Genomic DNA, 23,606 nt, shown 5'->3' with positions numbered 1-23,606 from the left:
AGGCTCAGGAAAATCACCTGCCGCCGGCAGTTCATTGGGGGTCGTTTGACGAGGCCCCGGCGTCACCGCCCGCACCTGCCGGTTTGCGGCGCCGGCGACGGCGCTTTCTGGGCGCGTCGGTGCTCGTCGTTTCTTCCGCATCTTCAGGCTCAGTGGCAGTGGCCGCAGCCGGTGCGCGCCGGCGCGGTGCATCGTGTGACCGCGCTTGCTCGATCATGCTGGTGCGTGCGTGCTCATCAGCCAGCGAAAACGCTTCCCACCATTGGGCCAGCTCGGGCTCGATCTCACCAGCATCGGCGCGCAGCCGCAGAAAGTCGAAGCCGGCCCGGAAACGCGGCTGCTCCACCAAGGTGAGCGGCCCCTGCCCCGTGCGGCGCTCGAAGCGGGTTTGCATCAGCCAGATCTCGCGCATGTCAGCGCCTAGCTTGCCGCGGCCCGAGATGTCACCGATGCGCGCATCAAACACCGAATCAACCGCCTGTTGCAGCGCCGGGAAAGGCCCCTCGCCACGCTTCTTGAGCTTGCTCCAGCCGTCGAGCACGTCGTGCCACAGCATGCAGGCCAGCATGAAGCTAGGCGCCACAGGCTTGCCCTCGCCCACGCGGCGGTCGGTGTCGGCCAAGGCGAGCTGCACGAACTTGGCGCGCTCGGGGTGCTTGGCGGCATCGGCCAGCACCACGTCGAGGATGGGGAACACGCCACTGCGCGCGCCCACCAGGCCCTGCTTGCGCAACTCTTCGATGCTGGAGATGGCATGCCCCGTCTGCAGCAGCTTGATCATTTCATCGAAGGTGCGCGAGGCGGGCACGCTTTCGAGCAGCGCCGCCATGTCTTGAATCGGCGCGCGCGTCTTGGGCTCGATGGCAAAGCCCAGCTTGGCGGCGAAGCGGATCACGCGAATGATGCGCACCGGGTCTTCGCGGTAGCGCGTGGCCGGGTCACCGATCATGCGCAGCACCTTCTTCTTGGCGTCTTTGATACCACCGTGGTAGTCGACCACGACCTGGCTCTGCGGGTCGTAGTACATGGCATTGACGGTGAAGTCTCGGCGCGCGGCGTCTTCGATCTGCGGGCCCCAGACGTTGTCTCGCAGCACGCGCCCGGCTGCGTCAACCACGTGGGTCTTGCCGGCAAGCTCGGTCTTGGACGTCTTCTCGTTGCCGGTCACTTGGTCGGCGGCCGCCGAATCCATCACGGCCCGAAAGGTCGAAACCTCGATCACCTCGTGCTCACGCCCACGGCCGAACACCACGTGCACGATGCGAAAGCGCCTGCCAATGATGAAGGCCCGCCGGAACAAGCCCTTCACTTGCTCGGGCGTGGCGTTGGTGGCCACGTCGAAGTCTTTGGGGCGCAGGCCGACGAGCAGGTCGCGCACCGCGCCGCCCACGATGTAGGCCTCGTAGCCAGCGTCGGCCAGGGTCTTGACCACGCGGATCGCGTTTTCCTCCACCAACCCGAGGTCGATGTTGTGCTCAGAGAGCGGCACCTCGACACGCTTGCCCTTGGGGATGGCCGGAGTGGCGGCGCTGGTTTTGCCCAGCAGTTTGTCTATGAACTTTTTGATCATCAGGAGAAGAGCCGAAGAATGCGCCAGCCCCGCTCGCGAGCGATCGCTTCGAGCGGAGCAGAGGGGTTGGTTGCCACAGGGTCGCTTGCCAGTTCGAGCAGAGGCAGATCGTTTGCCGAATCGCTGTAGACGCTGATGCGCTCGAAGTCCTGCAGCCGGTAGCCCAAGCTTTCTAGCCACTGCTGCGTGCGCACTGTCTTGCCTTCTCGAAACGACGGGACCCCATCGATTCGGCCAGTGATGTTACCCGCCGGGCCTTTTTCCAGGCGAACGGCCAGCAGATGCGGCACGCTGAAGGCCTGGGCGATGGGCGCCGTGACGAACTCGTTGGTGGCCGTGACGATGGCCACCAGGTCGCCTTGTTCTTGGTGGTGGCGCACGAGACCCACGGCAGCCGAATGCAGCGGGGTGATCGCTTCACCCATGAATCGCCGGTGGGCGGCCTCCATGTCATCCGCGGGGCGATCGCGCCAGGGACGCGTGGCGAACTCGATGTAGGCGTGGATGTCGAGTGTGCCCGCCTTGTACTGCTCGTAGAACAGGTCGTTGTGGCGTGCGAACTCGGTTGCGTCGACCCAGCCCTGGCGCACCACGAACTGGCCCCAGGCGTGGTCGGAGTCGAATGGCAGCAGCGTGTCGTCGAGATCGAAAAGGCAGAGGTTCATGCCGGGCCCTTCTCTTCGGCCAGCATCTGCTTGAGCAGCGGCACGGTGATGGCGCGCTTTTGTATCAGCGCAAATTCATCAAGCCGGTCAAGTACGGCCATCAAGTGCTTCAGGTCGCGCGCGAAACGCGTCAACAGATAGTCCATCACGTCGTCAGACAGAAACAGGCCACGCCTATCGGCCTCGCGGCGCAGGGCGGCGCGCGCTTCGGGTTCGGTGAGCGGCGACAAGGCAAAGACATGGCCCCAGCCGAGGCGACTGCGCAGGTCGTCGCGCAGGGGCAGATCCACCGGCGGCACCTTGCCCGACGCAGCGATCGCAATGCCATGCGTGGTGGCTTCGACGAAGAGCGCAAAAGCCGCTTGCTGCTGGGCCTCGTCGAAGCGATCGCAATCTTCAAGCACGATCAGCGTGTCGCTTTCTTCAAATGACCAAGGCGCGGGCTCAGCGGCAGTGAACCAACTGACTCGCCCGCCCTGCTGCTGCACCTGGCTGGCCAGGGCTTGCAGCAGATGCGTCTTGCCGACGCCGGATGGCCCCCACAAATAGACCGGTGCGGCCTGTTGCGTCAGGCCGTGCAAATGCACCAGTGCCGGCAGGTTCGCCCCTGCGACATAAGTGTCAAACGACCGCAGCGGCTCGCTGACGATGGCCAGGGGGAGTTGCTTCATCCGCGGTACAGCTTGCTCTCGATGTAGAGCTTGTGCAGTCGGGCACCGGCCACGGCCAGCACGGCGCACACAGGCAGCGCAATCAACACACCCACGAAGCCCGCCAGGTGGCCGAAGGCGAGCAGCGCGAAGATAACGGTGAGCGGGTTGATGCCGATGCGTTCACCTACGAGCCGCGGCGTGAGAAAGAAGCTTTCCACCACCTGCCCTACCCCGTAGACCACCGCCACGGCCACCACGCCATACCAGCTGGAGAACTGCAACACGCCCGCAAGCAAGGCCAGCACCAGGCCCAGGCCGAAACCCAGGTAGGGAATGAACACCGCCAAGCCGGTGAACACGCCCACCGGCACGGCCAGGTCAAAACGAAACAGGGCCAGGCCCACGCTGTAGAAAACCGCCAAGATGGCCATCACCATCAGCTGGCCACGCAGGTACTGGCCCAGCATCTCGTCGCAGTCGGCGACGAAGGATTCAACACTGGCGCGCATGCGCGGTGGCACCAGCGCATGCAGGCGCGCCGAGAGCTGCGGCCAGTCCATCAGCAGGTAGAAGAGCACCGCCGGCACCAGCACGGCGTTGCCGATCAGCGCCAGCAAGAAGCTGCCACCGATGCGCGCCGAGCTGAACGCGGCGCTGAGGCCTTCTTCGATGTTGGCGCCAAGGTACTTCACGACGAAGTCTTTGATGCTCGCGCTGTCGAGCGAGACCTGGACACCGAACTGCGCAAGCCACGGCGACACCGTCTGGTTGAGCCTGTCGGCCAGCAGCGGCAACTGCTCGCGCAGCAGCGGCAGCTCTTTCGACAGAATGGGCACGATCAGCAACAGCACCGCTGCAATGATCATGAAAGCCAGCACCTCGACCAGCGTGACGGCCAGAACGCGTGGCACGCGACGCTTGACCAAGCGCTCGACCGCGGGAAGCAAGATGTAGGCAAGCACGCCGGCGACCAAAAACGGTGCCAGCACCGGGGACAGCAGCCACACCAGCAAGACACCGACCAGGGCGATCAGGAGCCAGGTGAAGGTTTGCCGCTGAGCGGGGGTAAGTTGCATCGAGGCTCACAGGTGGGGGGCCGCCCGAGGCAACCCGCAGAAGGGGCAAATTCTAAGGGCACAAAGGGTGGTGCTGGCCTTGCATACAGCTCAGTGCAACGGACCTGAATCGCGATCTTTGAGGGCCAGCAGCCGCTTGCCAATGGCGGCGTGATCGGCGGCCTCAGGCGCATGGGCGAGGTAGTCGCCGAGGTCTAGCGCTGCCGCATTGAGCGCACCCATCTCGGCCTGCACCAGGCCGCGGTCGCGCCGCTCTTCCCAGGCATGGGGCAGCAAGATCACCAGTCGGTTCAGCACGGCGAGCAGGCGGGGCCAATCTTCACTGCTGCGGTGTATCTCTTTCAGGTTGCGCAGCATGCGGGCGAGCACGTCGCGCGCCGGGGCAGCCTGCAAGAAGAGGCCCAGCGGCACATCGAAATCACCGACCAGGCCCTGGCTTCGACGATAAGGCGTGAGCAGCTCGTCCAGTTGCTCACGCGACAGCGACTGGCCGGTGAACGGGTCGATCACGACCTCGCCCTCGGACATCTTCAGCTTGATCAGAAAGTGCCCAGGGAAGGACACGCCCCGTGCGGTGAGCCCGATCTGCGTGGCCAGCTCGATGTAGAGCACCGCCAGGGTGATTGGAATGCCGCGCCGCGTGTCGAGCACGGTGCTCAAGAGGCTGTTGCCGGGGTCGTAGTAGTTGTTGACGTTGCCCGAGAAGCCGAGCTCCTGAAAGAAAAACTGGTTCAGCGCGCGCAGCCGCGCCCGGTGCGAGGCATCGGCAGGCACGCGACGCTTGAGGCGAACCGCCAGGGTATCGATGCGGGAGAGCACGGCTTGCGTGTCGAGCTTCGGGTCTTCGTCCTGCGCGATCGCCACGGCGGCCTCCACCAGCGACAGGCTGTCATCGTCCGCCACCAGAGACGCGAAGTACTCCAGGGGCGTGGGAGCTTGGAACAGCAGGCGGCCGGGCATGGCAAATGATTATCCGCGCCGCATCAACTGGCGCAGCGGCAAACCGCTCGCCAGCAGGCATCCGAAATACACCACGGCGGCGGCGGCCAGCACGCCGGCCATCCAGCCCGCACGCGTCAGCGAGGTCGCGTGCAACCAGTCGAGCTGCTGGGCAACCCACCACAGGCCCGCACCCATCACCGCACTGGCGCCCACGAGCCGCACCAGGTAAAGCGCCCAGCCTGGTGCGGGCTTGTACGCTCCGCGGCGCCACAGCAGGAACAGCAGCACCCCGGCGTTGACCATTCCCCCCAGGCCGATGGACAGCGCCAGACCGGCAATGCCGAAGTGCAAGCCGAAAACGAACACCCCATTGAAGATCTGCGTCAGCACCAGCACTGCCACGCCGACACGCACCGGCGTGCGTGTGTCGTTTCGGGCGAAATAACTGGGCGCAAGGATGCGGATCGACACGATGCCCAGCAGGCCTACGCCATAGCCCATGACCGCCTGCGCCGCCAACCGCACCTCGGCAGGCCCGAAAGCCCCGCGCTGAAACAAGGTCGACACCAACGGCTCGGCAAACACCAGCAGCGCCACCGCGCAAGGCAAGGCCAGCAGCAGCAGCTGGCGCATGCCCCATTCAATGAGGTCGGAGTAGGCCGCGTCGTCCTTGCGGGCATTGGCAGCGGCGAGCTGGGGCGTCAGCACCACGCCCAACGCGACGCCCAGCAGCGCCGAGGGGAATTCCATCAAACGGTCGGCGTAGGTGAGTAGAGAGACCGCGCCGGCACCCAGGTGGCTCGCAATCTGCGTGTTGATGAGCTGCGAAATCTGCGCCACTGACACGCCGAGCAGCGCAGGTGCCATGCGGCGCAACACATTTCTCACGCCCTCGTGCACCCACGCTTCGTGAAATCGCCGCCAGCTGAGGCCGAAGTGCGGCATCGCGCCGACCCGCCGAAGTGCCGGCACCTGCACGGCCAGTTGCAGCACGCCGCCGATCATCACGCCCGCTGCAAGGCTGTAAATCGGCTCGATGCCCCAACGCTTGAACAGCGGCATGAGCAAGAGCATGGCCGCAATCCACGATAGATTCAGCAGCACTGGCGTGGCCGCGGGCACCGCGAAGCGCCGCTGGGTGTTCAAGATGCCCGCCGACAAGGCAACGAGTGACATGCAGGCGATGTACGGGAACATCCAGCGCGTCATCAGCACCGCAGGCTCATAGCCGCCGCTGCGCTGCAGCCCACTGCCCATCAGCCACACCAGCAGGGGCGCGCCCACGATGCCGAGCACGGTCAGCACCACCAGCGCCCAGAGCAACACGGTGGCGACAGCATCGACCAGCCGACGAGAAGCTTCTTCACCATCTCGAGCTTGTGCAGCTGCCAGCAACGGCACGAATGCCTGCGAAAACGCGCCCTCGCCGACCAGACGGCGCAGCAGGTTGGGAATGCGGAATGCGACGGTGAATGCGTCGGTGAGCGCATTGGCGCCAAAGAGCGACGCCTGCAGCATGTCGCGCAGCAGCCCCGTGATGCGCGATGCCAGGGTCAGCAGGGAGACAGTGGACGCGGCGCGCAGCAGATTCATGAGCGCCGGATTATAGGTAGCACCCGCTAACGTCTGGTGGTTGTGTTTGCGACCACTTGCGTTGGGCTGCTATACTCGCTGACTTCGCTAATTTCGGGTAAAGCTCAAACATGGCCACTTCGTCCAAAGTTAAAAAGACGGTCCGTATTGCTTCGGGCCTCAAGCGCGTTCGCCAAGACGTGAAGCTGAACGCCGCCAATACGGCGCTGCGCTCCAAGTTCCGCACCGTCATCAAGAATGTTCAGAAGGCTGTTGTCGCTGGCGACAAGACCAAGGCTGCTGAGCTGTTCAAGTCTGCCCAGAGCGTGATCGATTCCGTGGCCGACAAGGGCTTGTTCCACAAGAACAAGGCTGCCCGCCACAAGAGCCGACTGTCGGCCAAGGTCAAGGCGCTCGCCGCCTGATTCGATTCCCGAGCAGCGAAGTAAAAAGCCCGCATCAGCGGGCTTTTTTGTAGGTGGGCCCGCAGCAGCAGCGGGCTTTTTTCATGGAGCCTGTGAAGGCTTCGGCGGGTCGGGCAGCAAGCACGCGTCCACCACCTGCAGCTTGTTGTCGCGGGCAAAGCTCATCACGAAATCCCAAGCCATCGGCTCGATGCCACGCAGGGCCTCGTTGACGATCACGCACTTCACGCCGTCGATCGTGCGGGGCACGCAATACGGCGAGTAGCCAATGAAGGCAGCTCGCCCACCCACCGAGCCTTCGGGCCTGAAACACGACATGGCGCCCGCCAGCCGCTCGGCCCAGTCGCTGGGCCTAAAGGTCTTGCCGTCCAGGGTCAGACCTTGGATGAAGACTTCGCGAGGGGTGGAAGATGACATGCGGGCATGCGCGGTTTCTGCGGGTATTGTGCCGCGCTTGTGCTGCAGCGCAGCATGGTCGGGGGCTTCAAGAACGTGATCCATCCCTGCTTATCGGCGCCCAAGGGCAGACCCTTAGAATCAAACGCTCCGCGGCCGTCACGCTAGCCGGCTGCGTCACTTTCTTCACACGAAAGCCTGCCATGAACGCGCCCGACAAACTGCCCGCCAGCCCCGCCCCCCACGTGATGCCCACCTACGGCCGTCTGCCGATGGCCATTGCGTACGGCCGCGGCTGCTGGCTGTGGGACACCGATGGCAAGAAATACCTCGACGGGCTGGGCGGCATCGCCGTTAACACCCTGGGCCATGCTCACCCGCAGCTCGTGCCGGCGCTGCAAGACCAGGTGAGCAAGCTCATCCACAGCAGCAACTATTACCAAGTGCCACTGCAAGAGAAGCTCGCCGCCAAGCTGACCGAGCTGTCGGGCCTGACCAATGTGTTCTTTTGCAGCACCGGGCTCGAAGCCAACGAAGGCGCTTTGAAGATCGCGCGCAAGTACGGCCATGACAAGGGCATCAACCGCCCCGAAATCGTCGTCTACGAAAAGGCCTTCCACGGCCGCTCGATCGCCACGCTGTCTGCGACCGGCAACCCCAAGGTGCAGGCCGGCTTTGGCCCCTTGGTCGAAGGCTTCGTGCGCGTGCCGCTCAACGACGTGAGCGCGATTGAGAACGTCGCCAGGACCAACCCCAATGTGGTGGCAATATTCCTGGAAGTGATTCAGGGCGAAGGCGGCATCAACCCGACCTCGGTCGAATACCTGCAGGCCGTGCGCCGCATCTGCGACGAGCGCGGCTGGTTGCTGATGCTCGACGAAGTGCAGTGCGGCATGGGCCGTACCGGCAAGTGGTTTGCGCACCAATGGGCGGGCATCAAGCCAGACGTGATGCCGCTGGCCAAAGGCCTGGGCTCGGGCGTGCCGGTGGGAGCCATCGTCTGCGGCCCGCGTGCGGCCAACGTGTTGGGCCCAGGCAATCACGGCAGCACCTTCGGCGGCAACCCGCTGGCCATGCGTGCGGGGGTCGAGACCATCCGCATCATGGAAGAAGACAAGCTGCTGGAAAACGCTGCCACCGTGGGCGCAGCGCTCAAGACCGGCCTGCAACGTGAGCTGAGTGGCGTGGCCGGCGTGGTGGAAGTGCGCGGCCAGGGCCTGATGCTCGGCATCGAGCTCGACCGGCCTTGCGGCGAGTTGCTGGGCCAGGCTGCCGAGGCTGGCCTGATGATCAGCGTGACGGCCGACCGCGTGATCCGCCTCGTGCCGGCGCTCATTCTCAGCACCGAAGAAGCAGCGCAGATCGTGGCCATTCTCTGCCCGCTGATCAAGAAGTTGCTGTCGAACAAGCCATGACACCGGGTATGAGCTTGATCAAGCACTACCTGCAGTTCAAGGACCTGCGCGCCGAGGAATACGCTTACCTGTTCGACCGCACCGCGGTCATCAAGAAGCGCTTCAAGAACTACGAGAAGTACACGCCGCTGGTCGACCGCACGCTGGCGATGATCTTCGAGAAGGCCAGCACGCGCACTCGCGTGAGCTTCGAGGCCGGCATGTACCAGATGGGCGGGTCTGTCGTGAACCTCACCACCAGCGACAGCCAGTTCGGCCGCGCCGAGCCCGTGGAAGACAGTGCACGCGTCATCAGCCGCATGGTCGACCTGGTGATGATCCGCACCTACGAGCAGACCAAGATCGAGGCCTTTGCCGCCAACTCGCGCGTGCCGGTGATCAACGGCCTCACCAACGAGTACCACCCCTGCCAGATCCTGGCTGACATCTTCACCTACATCGAGCACCGCGGCAGCATCGCTGGCAGAGTGGTGGCATGGGTCGGTGACGGCAACAACATGGCCAGCACCTGGCTGCAGGCGGCCGACATTTTGGGCTTCACGCTCCACGTGAGCACGCCCAGCGGATACGAGCTCAATGCCAAGGAAGCCGGCGTCTCCAACACCAGCTGCGTGAAGGTCTTCAAGAACCCGCTCGACGCCTGCCGCGGCGCCCACCTCGTCACCACAGACGTGTGGACGAGCATGGGCTTCGAGGCTGAGAACGCCGAGCGCATGAAGGCCTTCACCGACTGGTGCGTCGACCGCGAAATGATGGCTATCGCGCAGCCCGATGCGCTCTTCATGCACTGCCTGCCGGCCCATCGCGGCGAAGAAGTCGAAGCCGAGGTGATAGACGGGGCGCAGTCTGTGGTGTGGGACGAGGCCGAGAACCGGATGCACGTGCAAAAGGCACTCATGGAGTTCTTGCTCCTCGGCCGCATCGGTTGACGAGTCTGCGCGAGCTTCCATGAAACTCGCCCTCGTCACCGACCTGCACGCCAACCGTGAGGCCGTCGAAGCGGTGCTCGCGCATGCGCAAAGCCAAGGCGTCGAGCAGCACGCCTTCCTCGGTGACTTCGTCGGCTACGGCGCCGACCCCGGCTGGGTGGTCGACTGCGTGCAAGAGCATGTGGCGCGCGGTGCCTGGGCCATCAAGGGCAACCACGACGCGGCCGCTGTAATGGGCCCGCAACCTTCGATGGTGAACGACGCACGCGAAGTCGTCGCCTGGACGCACGAGCAGCTCAGCGCGAAGCAGATCGACTTCCTCGCCTCGCTGCCGCTCACCGCCGTCGACGACACGCGCCTCTTCGTTCACGCAAACGCCTTCGCACCGCCAGAGTGGGCCTACATCCATGCACGGTCTGACGCGGCGCGCAGCATGCAGGCGACCGCCTGCCGTATCACCTTTTGCGGCCACGTGCATGAGCCTCGGCTCTATCACTTGGCGAGCACCGGCAAGGTGGGCGAGTTCGCACCGGTTCCCGACGTGACCATACCGCTCTCGCCACAGCGCCAGTGGCTGGTCATCCCCGGCTCGGCCGGCCAGCCGCGCGACCACAACCCGGCGGCCTGCTACGCCATGTTCGACACGGCCAGTACCGAGCTCACCTTCCACCGCATCCCCTACGACCACGACACGGCTGCCGCGAAAGTGGTGGCAGCCGGCTTGCCGCAGCGCCTGGCGCAGCGCCTGCAAGATGGCGGCTGATCCCGACACCCCGTTCGAGGCCGCCGCGCCAACCACGCATCCGCTGCGCCCGCTGCAGGCCGGCCAGGTGATCGACGGCTTCCGGCTCGACAAGCACCTGCATCAGGGCGGCATGGCGCAGTTGTGGCAAGTCTCGCGTGAAGACGGCAGCGACAGCGACGCACCGCTCATCATGAAAGTGCCGCGCATCAAGGGCGGCGAAGACCCGGCCAGCATCGTCGGCTTCGAGGTCGAGCAGATGATCTTGCCCAAACTCTCGGGCGTGCACGTGCCACGCTTCGAGGCCAAGGGCGACATCACCCGCCAGCCGTACATCGTGATGGAGCGCATTGCCGGCGACTCGCTGCGCGCCCACCTCGACGCCGCCCCGCTGCCCGTCGCCGAGGTGGTGCACATCGGCGCTCGCGTGGCCACGGCCTTGCACGACCTGCACCGCCAGCACCTGGTGCACCTCGACGTGAAGCCCAGCAACATCATGTTCCGCCCTCTCGTCGATGGAGCGGGGGGCGAAGCCGTGCTCGTCGACTTCGGCCTCTCGCGCCACGAGCACCTGCCCGACCTGCTCGATGAAGACTTCGAGCTGCCCATGGGCACCGCGCCCTACATGTCGCCTGAGCAGGTGCAGTTCGTGCGTAACGACCCGCGCAGCGACCTCTTCGCGCTGGGCGTGATGCTCTACCACCTCATCACCGGCGAGCGCCCCTTCGGCTCGCCCGACAACGTGCACGGCCTGCGCGAGCGTCTGTACCGCGACCCGGTGCCCCCCATCACACTGCGCCCCGACTGCCCGCCCTGGCTGCAGGAAATTGTCTTGCACGCGCTCGAGCCCTTGCCTGAAGACCGGCAACAGACCGGAGCGCAGCTCGCCTTCGAGTTGCAAAACCCCGATCAGGTGCCACTCACCGAGCGCGCCACGCGCCGCGCCCGCAGCGGCACCATGAAAGTGCTAGGCCGCTGGTTCTCGGCCCTGGGTGCCGAGCCTTCCGTGCGCGCCACCACCTCGGCGCAGCTCGCGCGCAGCCCCATCTTGTTGGTCGCCGTCGATGTGGCCCGGGCCGATCGAGAGTTGCTCGAAACCCTGCGCCTCACTGCCGAGCGCTTGCTGCAAACAGAGCCAGGGGCGCGGCTCGCCTGCCTCGCGATTCTGAAGATCAACCGCATCGGCATGGACGAGCGCATGGAGCCCGACGGCAGCAGCAAGCACGTGAACCTGCTGGTGCAGCTCAAGCATTGGGCGCGCCCACTGATCCAGAACCTGAAGCTGCCCCCGGAAGGGCGCGTCACCTTCCACGTGATCGAAGCCCCCGACACCGCCAACGCCATCGTCGACTACGCGCGCAAGAACCAGGTCGACCACATCATCATGGGCGCGCGCAGCAGTGGCACCTTGCGCCGCTACCTCGGCAGCGTGTCGACCCAGGTGGCGGCAGAGTCTGGTTGCAGCGTCACCGTGGTGCGCGCGCCTCGTCACGACGCATGAGAGGGCAAGCCATGAAACGCCTATGGGACATCTCCCCGCCGATCGCACCCGACTCGCCGCTCTTCCCCGGCGACGAGGCCTACTCGCAGAAATGGACGGCCCGCATCGGCCCCGGCTGCCCCGTGAACCTCTCGGCCATTACCATGTCGCCGCACATCGGCGCGCATGCCGATGCGCCCCTGCACTACGCCGACGGCGCCGCGCCCATCGGTGATGTAGACCTCGCGCCCTACCTCGGCACGTGCCGCGTCTTCCACGCCATCGGCCCGGCGCGCCTGATACAGATCGCCGACCTGGCGAACGCTGCCAAAGACCTGCCGCCGCGCGTGCTCGTGCGCACCTGCAAAACGGCGCCCACCGCCTGGTCGAGCGAGTTCTCGGCCTTCGCCCCTGAGACCCTCACCTGGCTCGCCAGCCTTGGCGTGCGCCTGGTCGGCATCGACAGCCAATCGGTAGACCCCGCCGACAGCAAAACCCTGGCCAGCCACCAACAGTTGTTGAAGCACCACCTGCGCGTGCTCGAAAACCTGGTACTCGACGACGTGCCCGCAGGCGACTACGAGCTCATCGCCCTGCCCCTGAAACTGATGCAGGCCTGCGCCTCGCCGGTGCGCGCCGTGCTGCGAGAGCTGTGATGGCGACCACCAGACAAGACTGCCTCGCGCTCGACGCGCACGACCCTCTCGCCCCCTTGCGCGAGCAGTTCACGCTGCCCGAAGGCGTGATCTACCTCGACGGCAACTCGCTGGGCGTGCTGCCACGCGCCACTGCGGGCCGCGTGCAGCAGGTGGTGCAACACGAATGGGGCGCAGGCCTGATCCGCAGCTGGAACACGGCCGACTGGATCAAGCTCCCGCAACGCGTGGGCAACAAGATCGCCAAACTCGTGGGCGCAGGCGAAGACGAGCTGGTGGTGGCCGACTCCACCTCGGTCAACCTCTTCAAGGTGCTCAGCGCGGCGCTGCGCATCGTTAAGACCGATGCACCTTCGCGCAGGTGCATCGTCTCGGAGCGCAGCAACTTCCCGACCGACCTCTACATCGCCGAAGGCCTGGCACGCGAGCACGGCATGGCGCTGGTGCTGGTTGAGCACGACGAGATCGCCCAGCACCTCAACGCCGACCTCGCCGTGCTGATGCTCACGCAAGTCAACTACCGCACCGGCCGCCTGCATGACATGGCCGCGCTCACCCAGGCCGCGCACGCCGCTGGCGGAGTCACGGTGTGGGACCTGGCGCACAGCGCAGGCGCCCTGCCCGTCGACTTGCGCGGCAGCAACGCCGACTTCGCCGTGGGCTGCGGCTACAAGTACCTCAACGGCGGCCCCGGCGCACCAGCCTTCGTGTGGGCCCACCCGCGCCATGCCGATCGCTTCTGGCAGCCGCTCTCCGGTTGGATGGGGCACGCCGCGCCATTCGAGTTCACGCCCGACTACCGGCCAGCCGCGGGCATCGCGCGCTACCTGTGCGGCACCCCGCCCGTCATCTCGCTTGCCGCACTGGAGTGCGGCGTCGACAGCGTGCTCGCCGCCGACATGCAGGCCCTTCGCCGCAAGTCGATCGCGCTCACTGAGCTCTTCATCGAGCTGGTTGAGTCACGTTGTGCCGGCTTGCAACTCGCCTCGCCAAGAGACGCCAGCACGCGCGGCAGCCAGGCCAGCTTCGCGCACCCGACGAGTGGCTACCCCATCATGCAAGCGCTGATTGCGCGCGGCGTGATTGGTGACTTTCGCGCACCGGACATTCTTCGCTTCGGCTTCACCCCGCTCTACACCCGCTACATAGACGCGTGGGACGCCGTCGAGCACCTGGCTCAGGTGCTGCACAGCGGCGAATGGCGCGAGCCGCGCTTCAACCAGCGGTCGGCGGTGACATGAAAAAGTCCAAGGACATCGTGCAGGAAGAAGGCGCCCAACTCGACTTCTCCAAAGACATGAGCTACGGCGACTACCTGCACCTCGACGAGGTGCTCAACGCCCAGGTGCCGCTCTCGCCCGACCACAACGAGATGCTGTTCATCGTGCAGCACCAGACCAGCGAGCTGTGGATGAAGCTGATGCTGCACGAGCTGGGTGCGGCCATTCAGTGCGTGGCGAAAGACGAGCTGGGCAGCGCCTTCAAGATGCTGGCCCGCGTCAGCAAGATCATGGAGCAGCTGGTGCACGCCTGGGACGTGCTCGCCACCATGACACCGCCCGAGTACTCGGCCATCCGCCCCTACCTCAGCAACAGCAGCGGCTTCCAGAGCGCGCAGTACCGCTGCATTGAGTTTCTCCTGGGCAACAAGAACGCCGCCATGCTCAAGCCGCACGCACACCGGCCCGACCTGCTGGCGCGCGTAGAGGCGGCCTGGCGGGCACCTTCGCTCTATGACGAAGCCCTGCGTCTGCTCGCCCGCCGCGGCCTGCCGGTGCCCAGCAGCCACACCGAGCGCGACTGGACGCAGCCCTACACCGCCAGCCGCGAAGTCGAAGAGGCTTGGCTGGTCGTCTACCGCGACCCGAAGCAACACTGGGATCTCTATCAACTAGGCGAAGAGCTCACCGACCTGGAAGACGCCTTCCGCCTCTGGCGCTTTCGCCACGTCACCACGGTCGAGCGTGTGATCGGCTTCAAGCGCGGCACCGGCGGCACGGGTGGCGTGAGCTACCTGCGCAAGATGCTTGACGTGGTGCTGTTCCCCGAGATTTGGTCGCTGCGCACCGACCTCTGATTCATCATCCAGGCCATGCTGCTCTCGCGCCGCCCTATTGCTCCCCTGTCGCCCTATGTCGACACGCTGTGGGCCAGCGAGCGGGGTGCCATGCCCCATGCGCGTGAGTTCAACCTGCCCACCGGCCGTGCCGACATCGTCGTCCCGCTGCTCGATCACCAGGCCATCACCCGCTATACCAGCGCACAAGACCTGCAAGGCGATCATTTCCGCGGCGGCGTGGCGCAGGGCGCGCAAGACCGGGCCTTTCAGCGCGACACGCAAGGCGCCTCGGCCGTCGTCGGCGTGCACTTCAAACCCGGCGGAGCGGCCGTGTTCTTCGGCGGCGCGCTGCCCGAGCTGTACAACCGCACCGTGCTGCTCGATGCGCTGTGGGGCCCAAGCGCCCGCCTGCTGCGCGAAGAACTGCAAGAGGCTCAAGGCCTGCACGCCCGCCTGCTGCGGCTAGAGGCTTACCTGCTCGCGCGGCTGCAGTGCGCCAAGCCACCCGATGCGATGGCCATGTCAGCCCTGCACACGCTGGCGCAGCAACCCGCCGCCGGACTGATCGAGCCACTGCAGCGCGCCAGCGGCTGCGGCCCCACGCAGTTCATCGCGCGTTTCGAGCAAGCGGTGGGGCTCACGCCCAAGCGCTACGCGCGCGTGCTGCGCTTTCATACACTCATAAAAGGCTTGGCGCGGCAGCCACCCGGCGATTGGGCGCAGACCGCCGCGGAGGCGGGCTATGCCGACCAATCGCACCTCATCCGCGAGTTCAAGCGCCTGGCCGGCATCACGCCCACGGCCTATCAGCCCATCGCGCCTGACCAGCCGACGCACATGGCCGTGGCTGAAAAAATCTCCAATACGCGGTGAACCCTGGTGCATAGGATGCATGGCATCTCACAGCCCCACTCAGGAGTCATTGCCATGACCGCAGCCCGCAACACCATTCACGAGCTCTTCGCCTACCTTTGCGTGCCCGACACGCAAAAAGCCATCGACTTCTACGCCCACGCTTTCGGCGCGACGGAGCTTTACAGGCTCACCGAGCCCTCGGGCCGGATCGGCCATGCGGAGCTGCAAATGGGGCCCAGCGCCGTGCTGATGCTCTCTGACCAGTTCCCCGAGTACGGCATTGCCGCGCCACCGCCCGAGGGCTTGTCTGGCATCAGCATCCATCTGCATGTGGACGATTGCGACGAGATGGCGCGCCAAGCCGTGGCCGCAGGCGCCACCCAACTCAGCGAAGCCGCCGACCAGTTCTACGGTGAGCGCAGCTGCAAGGTGCGAGACCCCTTCGGCCACACTTGGCTGCTCGGGCACTCCATCGAAAAGCTCACGCCCGAAGAGATGCAGCGCCGCTACACCGAGCTGATGGGCGGCTGACCCTACTGCTGTTGGGGCGTGGCGGGTTGCGGGGGAGGTGACTGGCCCACCTTGCTGTCGCTGGTGCCCTGCGGGAAGACGACGATCGCACGCGTCGTCTTGCCATTGCTCACCGCCACCTGAGACTCCTTCAGCTTGCCGCCGAGCGTGGTCTGCAGCTTGTACTGCCCGGGCGGCACCTTGGCCCACAAGTAGGGGCCATCGGTCTTGGCGTCGAGCACCACATTGCCGCTGCGGTCGATCAGCTTGACGCCGGCGCCGGCCGTGAAGCCATTCTTAGCGCCGTCTTTCTCGTAGACCTCGATGTTCAGCGGGAACTGGTTGCGCGAGCTTCTGAATGCCGGCAGCTGTTCATAGCGAGTGCCGCCGGTGACGTAGCTCACCGTACCCGAGGTCTTCGCCTCGGGCAGCGGTACTGCCTCATCCGGCGTGACTGATTTGCCCGCAGCGCCAGGGGGCGGCGAGGTGGCTGGCTCTTCTGCCCAAGCGGCAGAACCACCGAACAACGCGGCCACGGCCACGGCGGAAACGATTCTCTTGAGTGCGAGTGTCATGGAGTGCCTCTTCATTTTTTTCAACACCTCCATTGGGCCCGCAATCAAACCTTTCTGTTCCCCCCGCGGTGCAGGTCGCGGCCAAGTCCTACGCGCGCTCAGCCAAGATTTACCGGCACGAAGATGCGTTCTCCGTCACGCTCCACCAGCAGCGCCACGCTTTTGGGTTTGCCGCTCATCACGCTCTTCACTTGCTCAAGAGAAGTGACCGGCTTTCCGTTGATCGCCACCAACACGTCACCCGCTTCCACACCGGCCCGCGCGGCTGGCCCGCTCACGTTTTCGATCACCAGGCCGCCCTCGCTCTGCACTTGGCCGCGCTCTTCACGGGTGAGCGGGCGCAAGGCCAGGCCCAGCGAGCCAGCGCGGTCACCCGTGTCGTTGTCGGCCACTTGCTTGTCGGCCTCTTCAGCGCCGCCAAGCTTGGCATCTATGTCACGCGAGGCCCGGTCGCGCCAGACGGTGAGCTTCACCTTCTCGCCGGGGCTGGCCATGCCGATCACGCTGCTGAGCGCGCCCGAGCGCACGATGGGCTCGCCGTTGACCTCGGTGATCACATCACCGGGCTTCAAGCCGGCCTGTGCTGCCGCGCTGCCACGCTTCACGCTGGCGATCAGCGCACCATCGGGCCGCTTCATGCCAAACGATTCAGCCAGGGTCTGGTTCACGTCCTGCACGGTCACGCCCAGGCGGCCGTGGGTGGCCTTGCCGGTGGCCACGATTTGGTCCTTGACCTTCAAGGCCACGTCGATGGGGATTGCAAACGACAAGCCCTGGTAGCCACCCGACTGCGAGTAGATTTGCGCGTTGATGCCTACCACTGCGCCGCTGCCGTCGAACAGCGGGCCACCCGAGTTACCCGGGTTCACCGCGGCATCGGTCTGGATGAAAGGCACCACCGAGTCGCCTGGCAACGAACGACCCTTGGCGCTGACGATGCCTTGCGTGGCGGTCTGCTCAAAGCCAAAGGGAGCCCCCACGGCCATCACCGGGTCGCCCACTTCCAGCTGCTTGGGGTTGCCCAAGCGCACGATGGGCAGGTCTTTTGCGTCGATGCGCAGCACCGCAATGTCGGTGGTGGGGTCAGCGCCCAGCACCTTGGCGGCGTATTCGCGGCGGTCGCTCAGCTTGACGGTCACCTCCTTGGCTTCACGCACCACGTGGGCGTTGGTCAAGATGAGGCCATCGGCACTGATGATGAAACCGGAGCCCTGGCCGCGAAACGGCTGCGACGGGTTGCCGCCATGGCCGCGCTGTTGCATGCCGGGCAGGCCGCGGAAGAACTGGAAGAACGGGTCGTTCTCGGCGCCTGGCGGCATACCGCCTTGCTGTTGCTCTTCTAGCGATGCCTTGTGCATGCCTGAGACCGTGACACCCACCACCGCAGGCCCGGCCTGCGCAAAGATGGCGCGGTAGTTGGGCACCGTGGCCAGCGCAGGGATAGGTACCACCGGGGCCATGGCGGCTGCCGCAAGGGTCGGCGTGGCCGCCGCCACTTGCGTGGCGGCTTCGGTGTTCTGCGTCAGCTTGAGCCACTCGGTCTTCACACCGAATGCCCCGGCCGTGCCCATCGCCAGCACGCCAGCAGCCACCAGGGTGGCGTTCAAGGGGTTGAGTTTCATGTGAGCCTCTCTACACAAATTCTGCGCGGGACATTCCGCCTGTTGCAGAAGATAGAGAGGCCCGGTTAGCGCAGCATTAGTGCTGGGTTAAGCCAGGATTAAGCGTGACGCTCCAGAGCCGCGCTCACCTGCCCGTGCTGCCACTCGAAAGCGACCCCAAGCGCCAGCACGCGCTGCGTCTCGCCCATGTCGATGGCCATTTGCAAGGCGCGCGCGGCTTCAGACAAGCCCTCAGCGCCGATGGTGCCGGCCGACGACACCAGCGAGTGCGCAAGACCCGAGGCGCGGTCGAGTTCATTCGCCGCCAGCGCTGTGCGAATCTGCGCACCGCTGTCTTCATGCAGCGCCTGATAGCGATCGAGCAGACGCTGGTACAGGTCTTGGCGCCCCAGGCAGCGTTTCAAGCCCAGCTCGGCGTTGATGCCCGGCGCTGCCACTGGGTCTTCTGCCGCCACCGCCCGCTCTGGCGCTTCAAGCTTCACCCATTTGCCCAACACCCCGAAGAGCTCGCTCGGCTCGAAGGGCTTGGTCACGTAATCATTCATGCCCACGGCCAGGCACTTCTCGCGGTCGCGCAGCATGGCGTGGGCCGTCATCGCGATGATGGGCAGCGCCGCGTAGGCCGCGTCTTGGCGGATCAGGGTGGTGGCCTGGTGGCCGTCCATCACCGGCATCTGCACGTCCATCAGCACCGCGTCGAAAGGCTGCGCGCGCACCAGGTCAACGGCTTCCTGCCCGTTCACCGCCACCGTCACAGTGGCCCCGGCCACGTCGCTCAGCAGCTCGCTGGCCACCATGCGGTTGAACTCGTTGTCTTCGACCAGCAGCAGCCGCTTGCCCTGCAAGAAACCTTCGGTCTCTTCAGCGCCCGTGGGCTGGGCTCGCGCCTCAGGCGCGGCCAGCGGCGCGCTGTTGCCGATACCAAAGACAGCGGTGAAATGAAACTCGCTCCCACCGCCGGGCTCGCTTTGCACGCCGATCTCGCCGCCCATCAACGCCACCAGCTTCTTGCAGATGACCAGGCCCAGCCCCGTGCCGCCATACAGGCGGGTGGTCGAGGCATGGGCCTGGTTGAAGGGTTGGAATAAGCCCTCGATCTGCTCGGGCGTCATGCCCACACCCGAGTCACGCACGGCCAAGCGCAGCATCACGCGGCCCGGTGATACCAGCCCCGCCTTCGCCACGTGAACCACGATCTCGCCGCGGGGCGTGAACTTGACCGCGTTGGCACACAGGTTGACCAGCACCTGCTCCAGCCGCAGCGGGTCGCCCACGAGCGAGGGCGGCACCTCGGGGTCGACCTGCACGCGCAAGCCCAAGTCTTTCTCCTGCGCCTGCAGCGCCACCATCGAGCCCATCTTGTCGAGCACGGCCGAGAGCTGGAACTCGCACGACTCCATGTCGAGCTTGCCCGCCTCGATCTTCGAAAAGTCGAGGATGTCGTTGATGATCACCAGCAGCGAGTCGGCCGCGACCTTGGTTTTGGCGAGGTAACCGCGCTGCTTGGCCGTCATGTCGGTGCGCAGCGCCAAGCCCGTGAGGCCGAGCACGGCGTTCATGGGCGTGCGGATCTCATGGCTCATGTTGGCGAGAAACTCGCTCTTGGCGCGTGTGGCCGACTCGGCCGTGTCGCGCGCCAGCGCAAGGTCGCTGTTGGCAGCTTCGAGCTGGGCGGTGCGCTCGTGCACGCGCTGCTCCAGGCCGGCGTTCAGCCGGTCGAGCTCGCGTTGCTTGGCCAGGCCCGCCTCTACTTCCTTGCTCAGCTCGGCCGTGCGCTTGCTCACCATGCTGCGCAGCTGCAAGATGAAGAGCACGGCCAGCAGCACCAGGGCCAGCAGCGCGACCACGGGCCAATAGTCAAACTCTCGCTCGTAGCGCTGCGCCGTCCACTTCTGGCGAAAGCGCTCGCCGTCGTCTTTGGGTCTGGCGGCCAACGCCTGATTCAACATGCCGGTGAGCTCGGGCCAGCCGTTGCGCACCCACTTGGTCGCCAGACGCTTTCCGGCCAACGAAGGCCTGCCGGTGATGCGCTTGCCCAGCGGCGCAAAAATCACCGTCGGCGTGCTGAGGAAGGGCTCTGTGACCTGCACAAGCTGTCTCAGCAGTGGTGTCACGCGCGGTGCTTGCGCGCCTTGCGCGGCGGCCCACCACGCAAAGGCCAGCAGCGCCCCCAGCAATACGCGCTTCGCGCACTGCACCCAGACAGCGTGGCGTCTCATGGTGCGCAGCGTGATGTCACCGAAGCCCAGAGTAGTCATGGTCGTCATGGCCCGAGGTGGCAAGCATTTTCAAGCTGGCGGCGACCTGAGCCGGTGGCACCTCAGCGCATGCGCTGCAGCGCCTCTTCCAGGTGCCGCACCGTGCGCTCCACATCGCCCAGCTTGTCGAGCCCGAAGAGGCCTATGCGCCAACTGCGGAAGTCGGGCCCTTCATCACATTGCAAAGGCACGCCCGCGGCCGTCTGCAAACCCAGGCCAAGAAACTTTTTCGAAGACTGGATCTCGGGGTCTGTGGTGTAGCTCACCACCACGCCCGGCGCCTCGAAGCCCGGGGCGGCCACACTCTTGAAACCGTTCTTGGCGAGCAGCGCGCGCACGCGGTTGCCCAGCTCCTGCTGCGCGGCGCGCGCCTTCTCAAAGCCGAAGGCGCGGGTTTCGAGCATCGCCTCGCGCACGCGGGTGAGCGCATCGGTCGGCATGGTGGTGTGGTACGCGTGGGCCCCGCTCTCGTAGGTCTCCATGATCTGCAGCCATTTCTTCAGGTCGCATGCAAAGCTGGTGCTGGTGGTTTGGTCGATGCGCTGGCGGGCAAGCTCGCTCAGCATCACAAATGCACAACCGGGCGAGCCGCTCCAGCCCTTTTGCGGCGCGCTGATGAGCACGTCGACACCACAGGCCACCATGTCGACCCACATCGCGCCGGAGGCGATGCAGTCGAGCACAAACAGGCCGCCGTGCGCATGCACCGCCTCGCCCACAGCGCGCAGGTAAGCGTCAGGCAGCATCATTCCCGAAGCGGTTTCCACATGCGCGGCAAACACCACGCCGGGCGCTTCGCGGCGAATGGCGGCCACCACGTCGTCGATTGGGGCCGGCGCAAAAGGGGCCTGCGCTTCGGCCGAGAGGGCCCGCGCCTTCAGCACCGTCGAGCTGGCCGGAATGCCGCCCATGTCGAAGATCTGCGTCCAGCGGTAGCTGAACCAGCCGTTGCGGATCACCAGAGTCTTCTGCCCGGTAGCGAACTGGCGCGCTACCGCTTCCATGCCGAAGGTGCCGCTGCCGGGCACCACGACAGCCGACTTCGCCTTGTAGGCTTCCTTGAGCGTGGCCGAGATGTCGCGCATCACGCCCTGGAACTTCTGCGACATGTGGTTGAGCGCGCGATCGGTGTAGACCACCGAGAACTCAAGCAGGCCTTCGGGGTCGACGTGGGGGAGCAATCCGGGCATGGTGGGCGGGGCAGAGTCAGGGGATGAATCAGCTTAGCACCGCGACACGCGCAGCCCGAGCGGCCGCGGCCCCCGCAGACCAGGGCAGCCCCCGGGTTTTCACCTGCCTTGTCTTGTCGAAACGGCCAAGCCTGGTTCGTCGTGATGATGGAGCCCGCCTCTACTTCTATTCCGGCCGGGCCTCATCTGCCCACACCCGCCACTCCAACTTCTTCTGCCAGGAGCCCACACATGAGCAAGACCCCCGTCAAACCCATTCCCGACGGCTATCACAGCCTCACCCCGCTCCTCGTCTGTGCCAACGCCGCAGGGGCCATCGAGTTCTACAAGAAGGCCTTCGGTGCCGTCGAAGAGGCGCGCATTCCGGGCGCCAGCGGCAAGCTGCTGCACGGGCAGGTGCGCATTGGTGACTCGCCTCTCATGCTCACCGACGAGTGGCCCGACATGGGCGCGCTGGGGCCGGCGTCACTCAAGGGCAGCCCGGTAACCATCCACCTCTTCGTCACCGACGTCGACGCCGCCATGGCCCGCGCCGAAGCGGCCGGCGCCAAGGTCAAGAAGCCTGCGTCTGACATGTTCTGGGGTGACCGCTACGGCGTACTCGAAGACCCGTTCGGCCACAGCTGGTCGCTGGCCACGCATGTACAAGACCTGACGCCTGACGAGATCAAGCAAAACCTGGCCAAGATGAACGGCTGAGCGCAGCTGTCCCGGTGCCGTTCAAAACGTTGACGAACTCGTGAGGACTTGATCGAAGGGTGGCTTCAACACTTGGCATCGCGCCGCAGCCGCAGCGCGACCCTTGCCACCCATCGATCAACGGAGCATCACCATGAATCCCACCCGACGTCACGCGTTCAAAGCCCTAGGCCTGGTCTTGGCCATCAGCAGCCTCAGCCTGCCGGCGTTCGCCCATGGCGACGACGACGACGACGGCTTTCGTGCCGACAAGGTGTTCACCAGCACCAATGCCGTCGCCGGCAACGAGTTGCTGGTCTACGCGGCGACCGGCAGCGGCCTCAGCCTTCAGACCCGTCTCGCGACACAGGGCCAGGGTACCGGCACCGGCCTGGGCAACCAGGGCGCCGTGACGCTGAGCCGCAGCGGCCGCCATTTGTTCGTGGTGAACTCGCTGAGCAACAGCGTGTCGACGTTCGCCATCCGTCGAAGTGGTCTGGTGCTGCAGAGCACGGCCGATTCGGGCGGCCTGCGGCCAATCAGCGTGACCGAGCACGACGGCATCGTGTATGTGCTGAACGCCGATGGCGCCGGCAACGTGACGGGCTTTTGGAATGCGGGCGGTACCTTGAAGCCCTTGCCGAACAGCACCCAGCCGCTGTCGGCTGCGGGTGGCACTGGCCCGGCGCAGGTGGGCTTCAGCCCAGACGGAGACGTGCTGCTGGTCACCGAGAAGGCAAGCAACAAACTCACGAGCTACCGCGTCGGCGCCTACGGAAAGATAGGCGCACCCGTCGTAACGCCCTCAGCCGGCGCAACGCCGTTCGGGTTTGCTTTCGATCGGCGCGGCCACGCCCTGGTGTCCGAAGCCTTTGGCGGTGCCGCCAACGCGAGTGCCTTGTCCTCCTACGGTTTCGAAGACTGGGCGCCTGCCAAACCGATCACGATCAGCGCGTCGGTGGGCACAACCCAGACGGCGGCATGCTGGGTGGTGGTGACGCCCAACGGCCGCTATGCATACACGACGAACACCGGCAGCGGCAGCATCAGCAGCTATGCGGTCCAGCGGCGCACTGGCAAATTGGTGCTGACGCAAGGAGTGGCCGCGACGTCTGGCGCGGGGCCTATCGATGCGGCTGTCGCGGCTGACGGTCGCAGGCTGTATGTGCTGAGTTCGGGCAGCAACACCCTAGGCGCCTATTCAATCGGCAGCGACGGTGCTCTCGTCAATGTCGGTGGTGCGGGTGGCCTGCCGGCTGGTGCCAACGGCCTGGCCGCCAACTGACGCGCCAGGGTCGCGGTAGCGACCGCGTTCTCGCCGCGACGGCGAGAACGCGG

General features: G+C 65.6%; 23 protein-coding genes. 12 read left to right on the top strand and 11 right to left on the bottom strand.

Annotated elements, in window-relative coordinates:
• Positions 1-31 precede the first annotated feature (31 nt).
• The 6 genes from pcnB to murJ all read right to left on the bottom strand — a co-directional run bounded on the left by pcnB (position 32) and on the right by murJ (position 6,499).
• Positions 32-1,570, bottom strand: coding sequence for a polynucleotide adenylyltransferase PcnB (pcnB, locus tag AC30QB_RS08665; protein WP_489545803.1), 1,539 nt, complete (start codon positions 1,568-1,570; stop codon positions 32-34).
• On the bottom strand, positions 1,570-2,235 hold the full coding sequence (locus tag AC30QB_RS08660) for an HAD family hydrolase (RefSeq protein WP_489545802.1): 666 nt from the start codon (positions 2,233-2,235) through the stop codon (positions 1,570-1,572). Before AC30QB_RS08660 ends, pcnB begins: the two co-directional genes overlap by 1 nt.
• Complete coding sequence (hda, locus tag AC30QB_RS08655; protein ID WP_489545801.1) at positions 2,232-2,906, bottom strand: DnaA regulatory inactivator Hda; 675 nt, start codon at positions 2,904-2,906, stop codon at positions 2,232-2,234. The genes AC30QB_RS08660 and hda overlap by 4 nt, the downstream gene beginning before the upstream one ends.
• A complete protein-coding gene (locus tag AC30QB_RS08650; protein ID WP_489545800.1) occupies positions 2,903-3,964 on the bottom strand; it encodes an AI-2E family transporter in 1,062 nt (353 codons plus the stop codon). The genes hda and AC30QB_RS08650 overlap by 4 nt, the downstream gene beginning before the upstream one ends.
• A gap of 90 nt (positions 3,965-4,054) precedes the next feature.
• Positions 4,055-4,924 carry a SirB1 family protein gene (locus tag AC30QB_RS08645; RefSeq protein WP_489545799.1) on the bottom strand — a complete coding sequence of 290 codons (870 nt, stop codon included), beginning with the start codon at positions 4,922-4,924 and terminating at the stop codon, positions 4,055-4,057.
• 9 nt (positions 4,925-4,933) lie between these two features.
• Complete coding sequence (murJ, locus tag AC30QB_RS08640) at positions 4,934-6,499, bottom strand: murein biosynthesis integral membrane protein MurJ (protein WP_489545798.1); 1,566 nt, start codon at positions 6,497-6,499, stop codon at positions 4,934-4,936.
• A gap of 110 nt (positions 6,500-6,609) precedes the next feature.
• On the opposite strand from murJ, the gene rpsT reads away from it, so the two are divergent.
• Positions 6,610-6,903 carry a 30S ribosomal protein S20 gene (rpsT, locus tag AC30QB_RS08635; protein ID WP_489545797.1) on the top strand — a complete coding sequence of 98 codons (294 nt, stop codon included), beginning with the start codon at positions 6,610-6,612 and terminating at the stop codon, positions 6,901-6,903.
• 81 nt (positions 6,904-6,984) lie between these two features.
• On the opposite strand, the gene AC30QB_RS08630 is transcribed toward rpsT, so the two are convergent.
• The gene (locus tag AC30QB_RS08630) at positions 6,985-7,320 is read right to left on the bottom strand and encodes a DUF3579 domain-containing protein (protein ID WP_489545796.1); all 336 of its coding nucleotides are present in this window, start codon (positions 7,318-7,320) and stop codon (positions 6,985-6,987) included.
• A gap of 182 nt (positions 7,321-7,502) precedes the next feature.
• On the opposite strand from AC30QB_RS08630, the gene AC30QB_RS08625 reads away from it, so the two are divergent.
• The 9 genes from AC30QB_RS08625 to AC30QB_RS08585 are packed head-to-tail and all read left to right on the top strand — an operon-like array spanning position 7,503 to position 15,966.
• Positions 7,503-8,714: an aspartate aminotransferase family protein gene (locus AC30QB_RS08625; protein ID WP_489545795.1), complete on the top strand. Its 1,212-nt coding sequence runs from the start codon at positions 7,503-7,505 to the stop codon at positions 8,712-8,714.
• Positions 8,711-9,643 (top strand): ornithine carbamoyltransferase, encoded by a 933-nt coding sequence (argF, locus tag AC30QB_RS08620; RefSeq protein ID WP_489545794.1) that lies wholly within the window; start codon positions 8,711-8,713, stop codon positions 9,641-9,643. The genes AC30QB_RS08625 and argF overlap by 4 nt, the downstream gene beginning before the upstream one ends.
• Before the next feature lie 19 nt (positions 9,644-9,662).
• The gene (locus tag AC30QB_RS08615; RefSeq protein WP_489545793.1) at positions 9,663-10,406 is read left to right on the top strand and encodes a metallophosphoesterase family protein; all 744 of its coding nucleotides are present in this window, start codon (positions 9,663-9,665) and stop codon (positions 10,404-10,406) included.
• Positions 10,396-11,886, top strand: coding sequence for a protein kinase domain-containing protein (locus AC30QB_RS08610; protein ID WP_489545792.1), 1,491 nt, complete (start codon positions 10,396-10,398; stop codon positions 11,884-11,886). Before AC30QB_RS08615 ends, AC30QB_RS08610 begins: the two co-directional genes overlap by 11 nt.
• An 11-nt stretch (positions 11,887-11,897) precedes the next feature.
• Positions 11,898-12,521, top strand: a complete 624-nt coding sequence (kynB, locus tag AC30QB_RS08605) for an arylformamidase (RefSeq protein WP_489545791.1) — start codon at positions 11,898-11,900, stop codon at positions 12,519-12,521.
• Positions 12,521-13,762 (top strand): kynureninase, encoded by a 1,242-nt coding sequence (gene kynU, locus AC30QB_RS08600; RefSeq protein ID WP_489545790.1) that lies wholly within the window; start codon positions 12,521-12,523, stop codon positions 13,760-13,762. The genes kynB and kynU overlap by 1 nt, the downstream gene beginning before the upstream one ends.
• Positions 13,759-14,598 carry a tryptophan 2,3-dioxygenase gene (gene kynA, locus AC30QB_RS08595; RefSeq protein ID WP_489545789.1) on the top strand — a complete coding sequence of 280 codons (840 nt, stop codon included), beginning with the start codon at positions 13,759-13,761 and terminating at the stop codon, positions 14,596-14,598. Before kynU ends, kynA begins: the two co-directional genes overlap by 4 nt.
• 15 nt (positions 14,599-14,613) lie before the next feature.
• Positions 14,614-15,453: a helix-turn-helix domain-containing protein gene (locus tag AC30QB_RS08590; RefSeq protein WP_489545788.1), complete on the top strand. Its 840-nt coding sequence runs from the start codon at positions 14,614-14,616 to the stop codon at positions 15,451-15,453.
• A 54-nt stretch (positions 15,454-15,507) separates the two neighbouring features.
• Positions 15,508-15,966: a VOC family protein gene (locus AC30QB_RS08585; RefSeq protein WP_489545787.1), complete on the top strand. Its 459-nt coding sequence runs from the start codon at positions 15,508-15,510 to the stop codon at positions 15,964-15,966.
• 2 nt (positions 15,967-15,968) lie between these two features.
• Here the strand turns inward: AC30QB_RS08585 and AC30QB_RS08580 are convergent, their stop codons facing one another.
• From AC30QB_RS08580 to AC30QB_RS08565, 4 genes are all read right to left on the bottom strand, one after another.
• Positions 15,969-16,520, bottom strand: a complete 552-nt coding sequence (locus AC30QB_RS08580; RefSeq protein ID WP_489545786.1) for a hypothetical protein — start codon at positions 16,518-16,520, stop codon at positions 15,969-15,971.
• 98 nt (positions 16,521-16,618) lie between these two features.
• Positions 16,619-18,142: a Do family serine endopeptidase gene (locus AC30QB_RS08575; RefSeq protein ID WP_489545785.1), complete on the bottom strand. Its 1,524-nt coding sequence runs from the start codon at positions 18,140-18,142 to the stop codon at positions 16,619-16,621.
• Between the two features lie 98 nt (positions 18,143-18,240).
• The gene (locus AC30QB_RS08570) at positions 18,241-20,400 is read right to left on the bottom strand and encodes a hybrid sensor histidine kinase/response regulator (protein WP_489545784.1); all 2,160 of its coding nucleotides are present in this window, start codon (positions 20,398-20,400) and stop codon (positions 18,241-18,243) included.
• A gap of 62 nt (positions 20,401-20,462) precedes the next feature.
• Positions 20,463-21,590, bottom strand: coding sequence for a pyridoxal-phosphate-dependent aminotransferase family protein (locus AC30QB_RS08565; RefSeq protein ID WP_489545783.1), 1,128 nt, complete (start codon positions 21,588-21,590; stop codon positions 20,463-20,465).
• 231 nt (positions 21,591-21,821) lie between these two features.
• Between AC30QB_RS08565 and AC30QB_RS08560 the strand changes: the two genes are divergently transcribed.
• Both AC30QB_RS08560 and AC30QB_RS08555 read left to right on the top strand, forming a co-directional pair.
• Positions 21,822-22,289, top strand: coding sequence for a VOC family protein (locus tag AC30QB_RS08560; protein ID WP_489545782.1), 468 nt, complete (start codon positions 21,822-21,824; stop codon positions 22,287-22,289).
• Between the two features lie 133 nt (positions 22,290-22,422).
• Complete coding sequence (locus AC30QB_RS08555; protein ID WP_489545781.1) at positions 22,423-23,553, top strand: lactonase family protein; 1,131 nt, start codon at positions 22,423-22,425, stop codon at positions 23,551-23,553.
• Positions 23,554-23,606: the final 53 nt, after the last annotated feature.

Origin of the sequence: Rhizobacter sp. (genome assembly GCF_046595475.1) — a bacterium.
In the GTDB taxonomy this organism is placed as follows: Bacteria; Pseudomonadota; Gammaproteobacteria; order Burkholderiales; family Burkholderiaceae_C; genus Rhizobacter.
The sequence above is the reverse complement of the archived record's forward strand: the minus strand, read 5'-3'. Positions and strand labels throughout refer to the sequence as shown.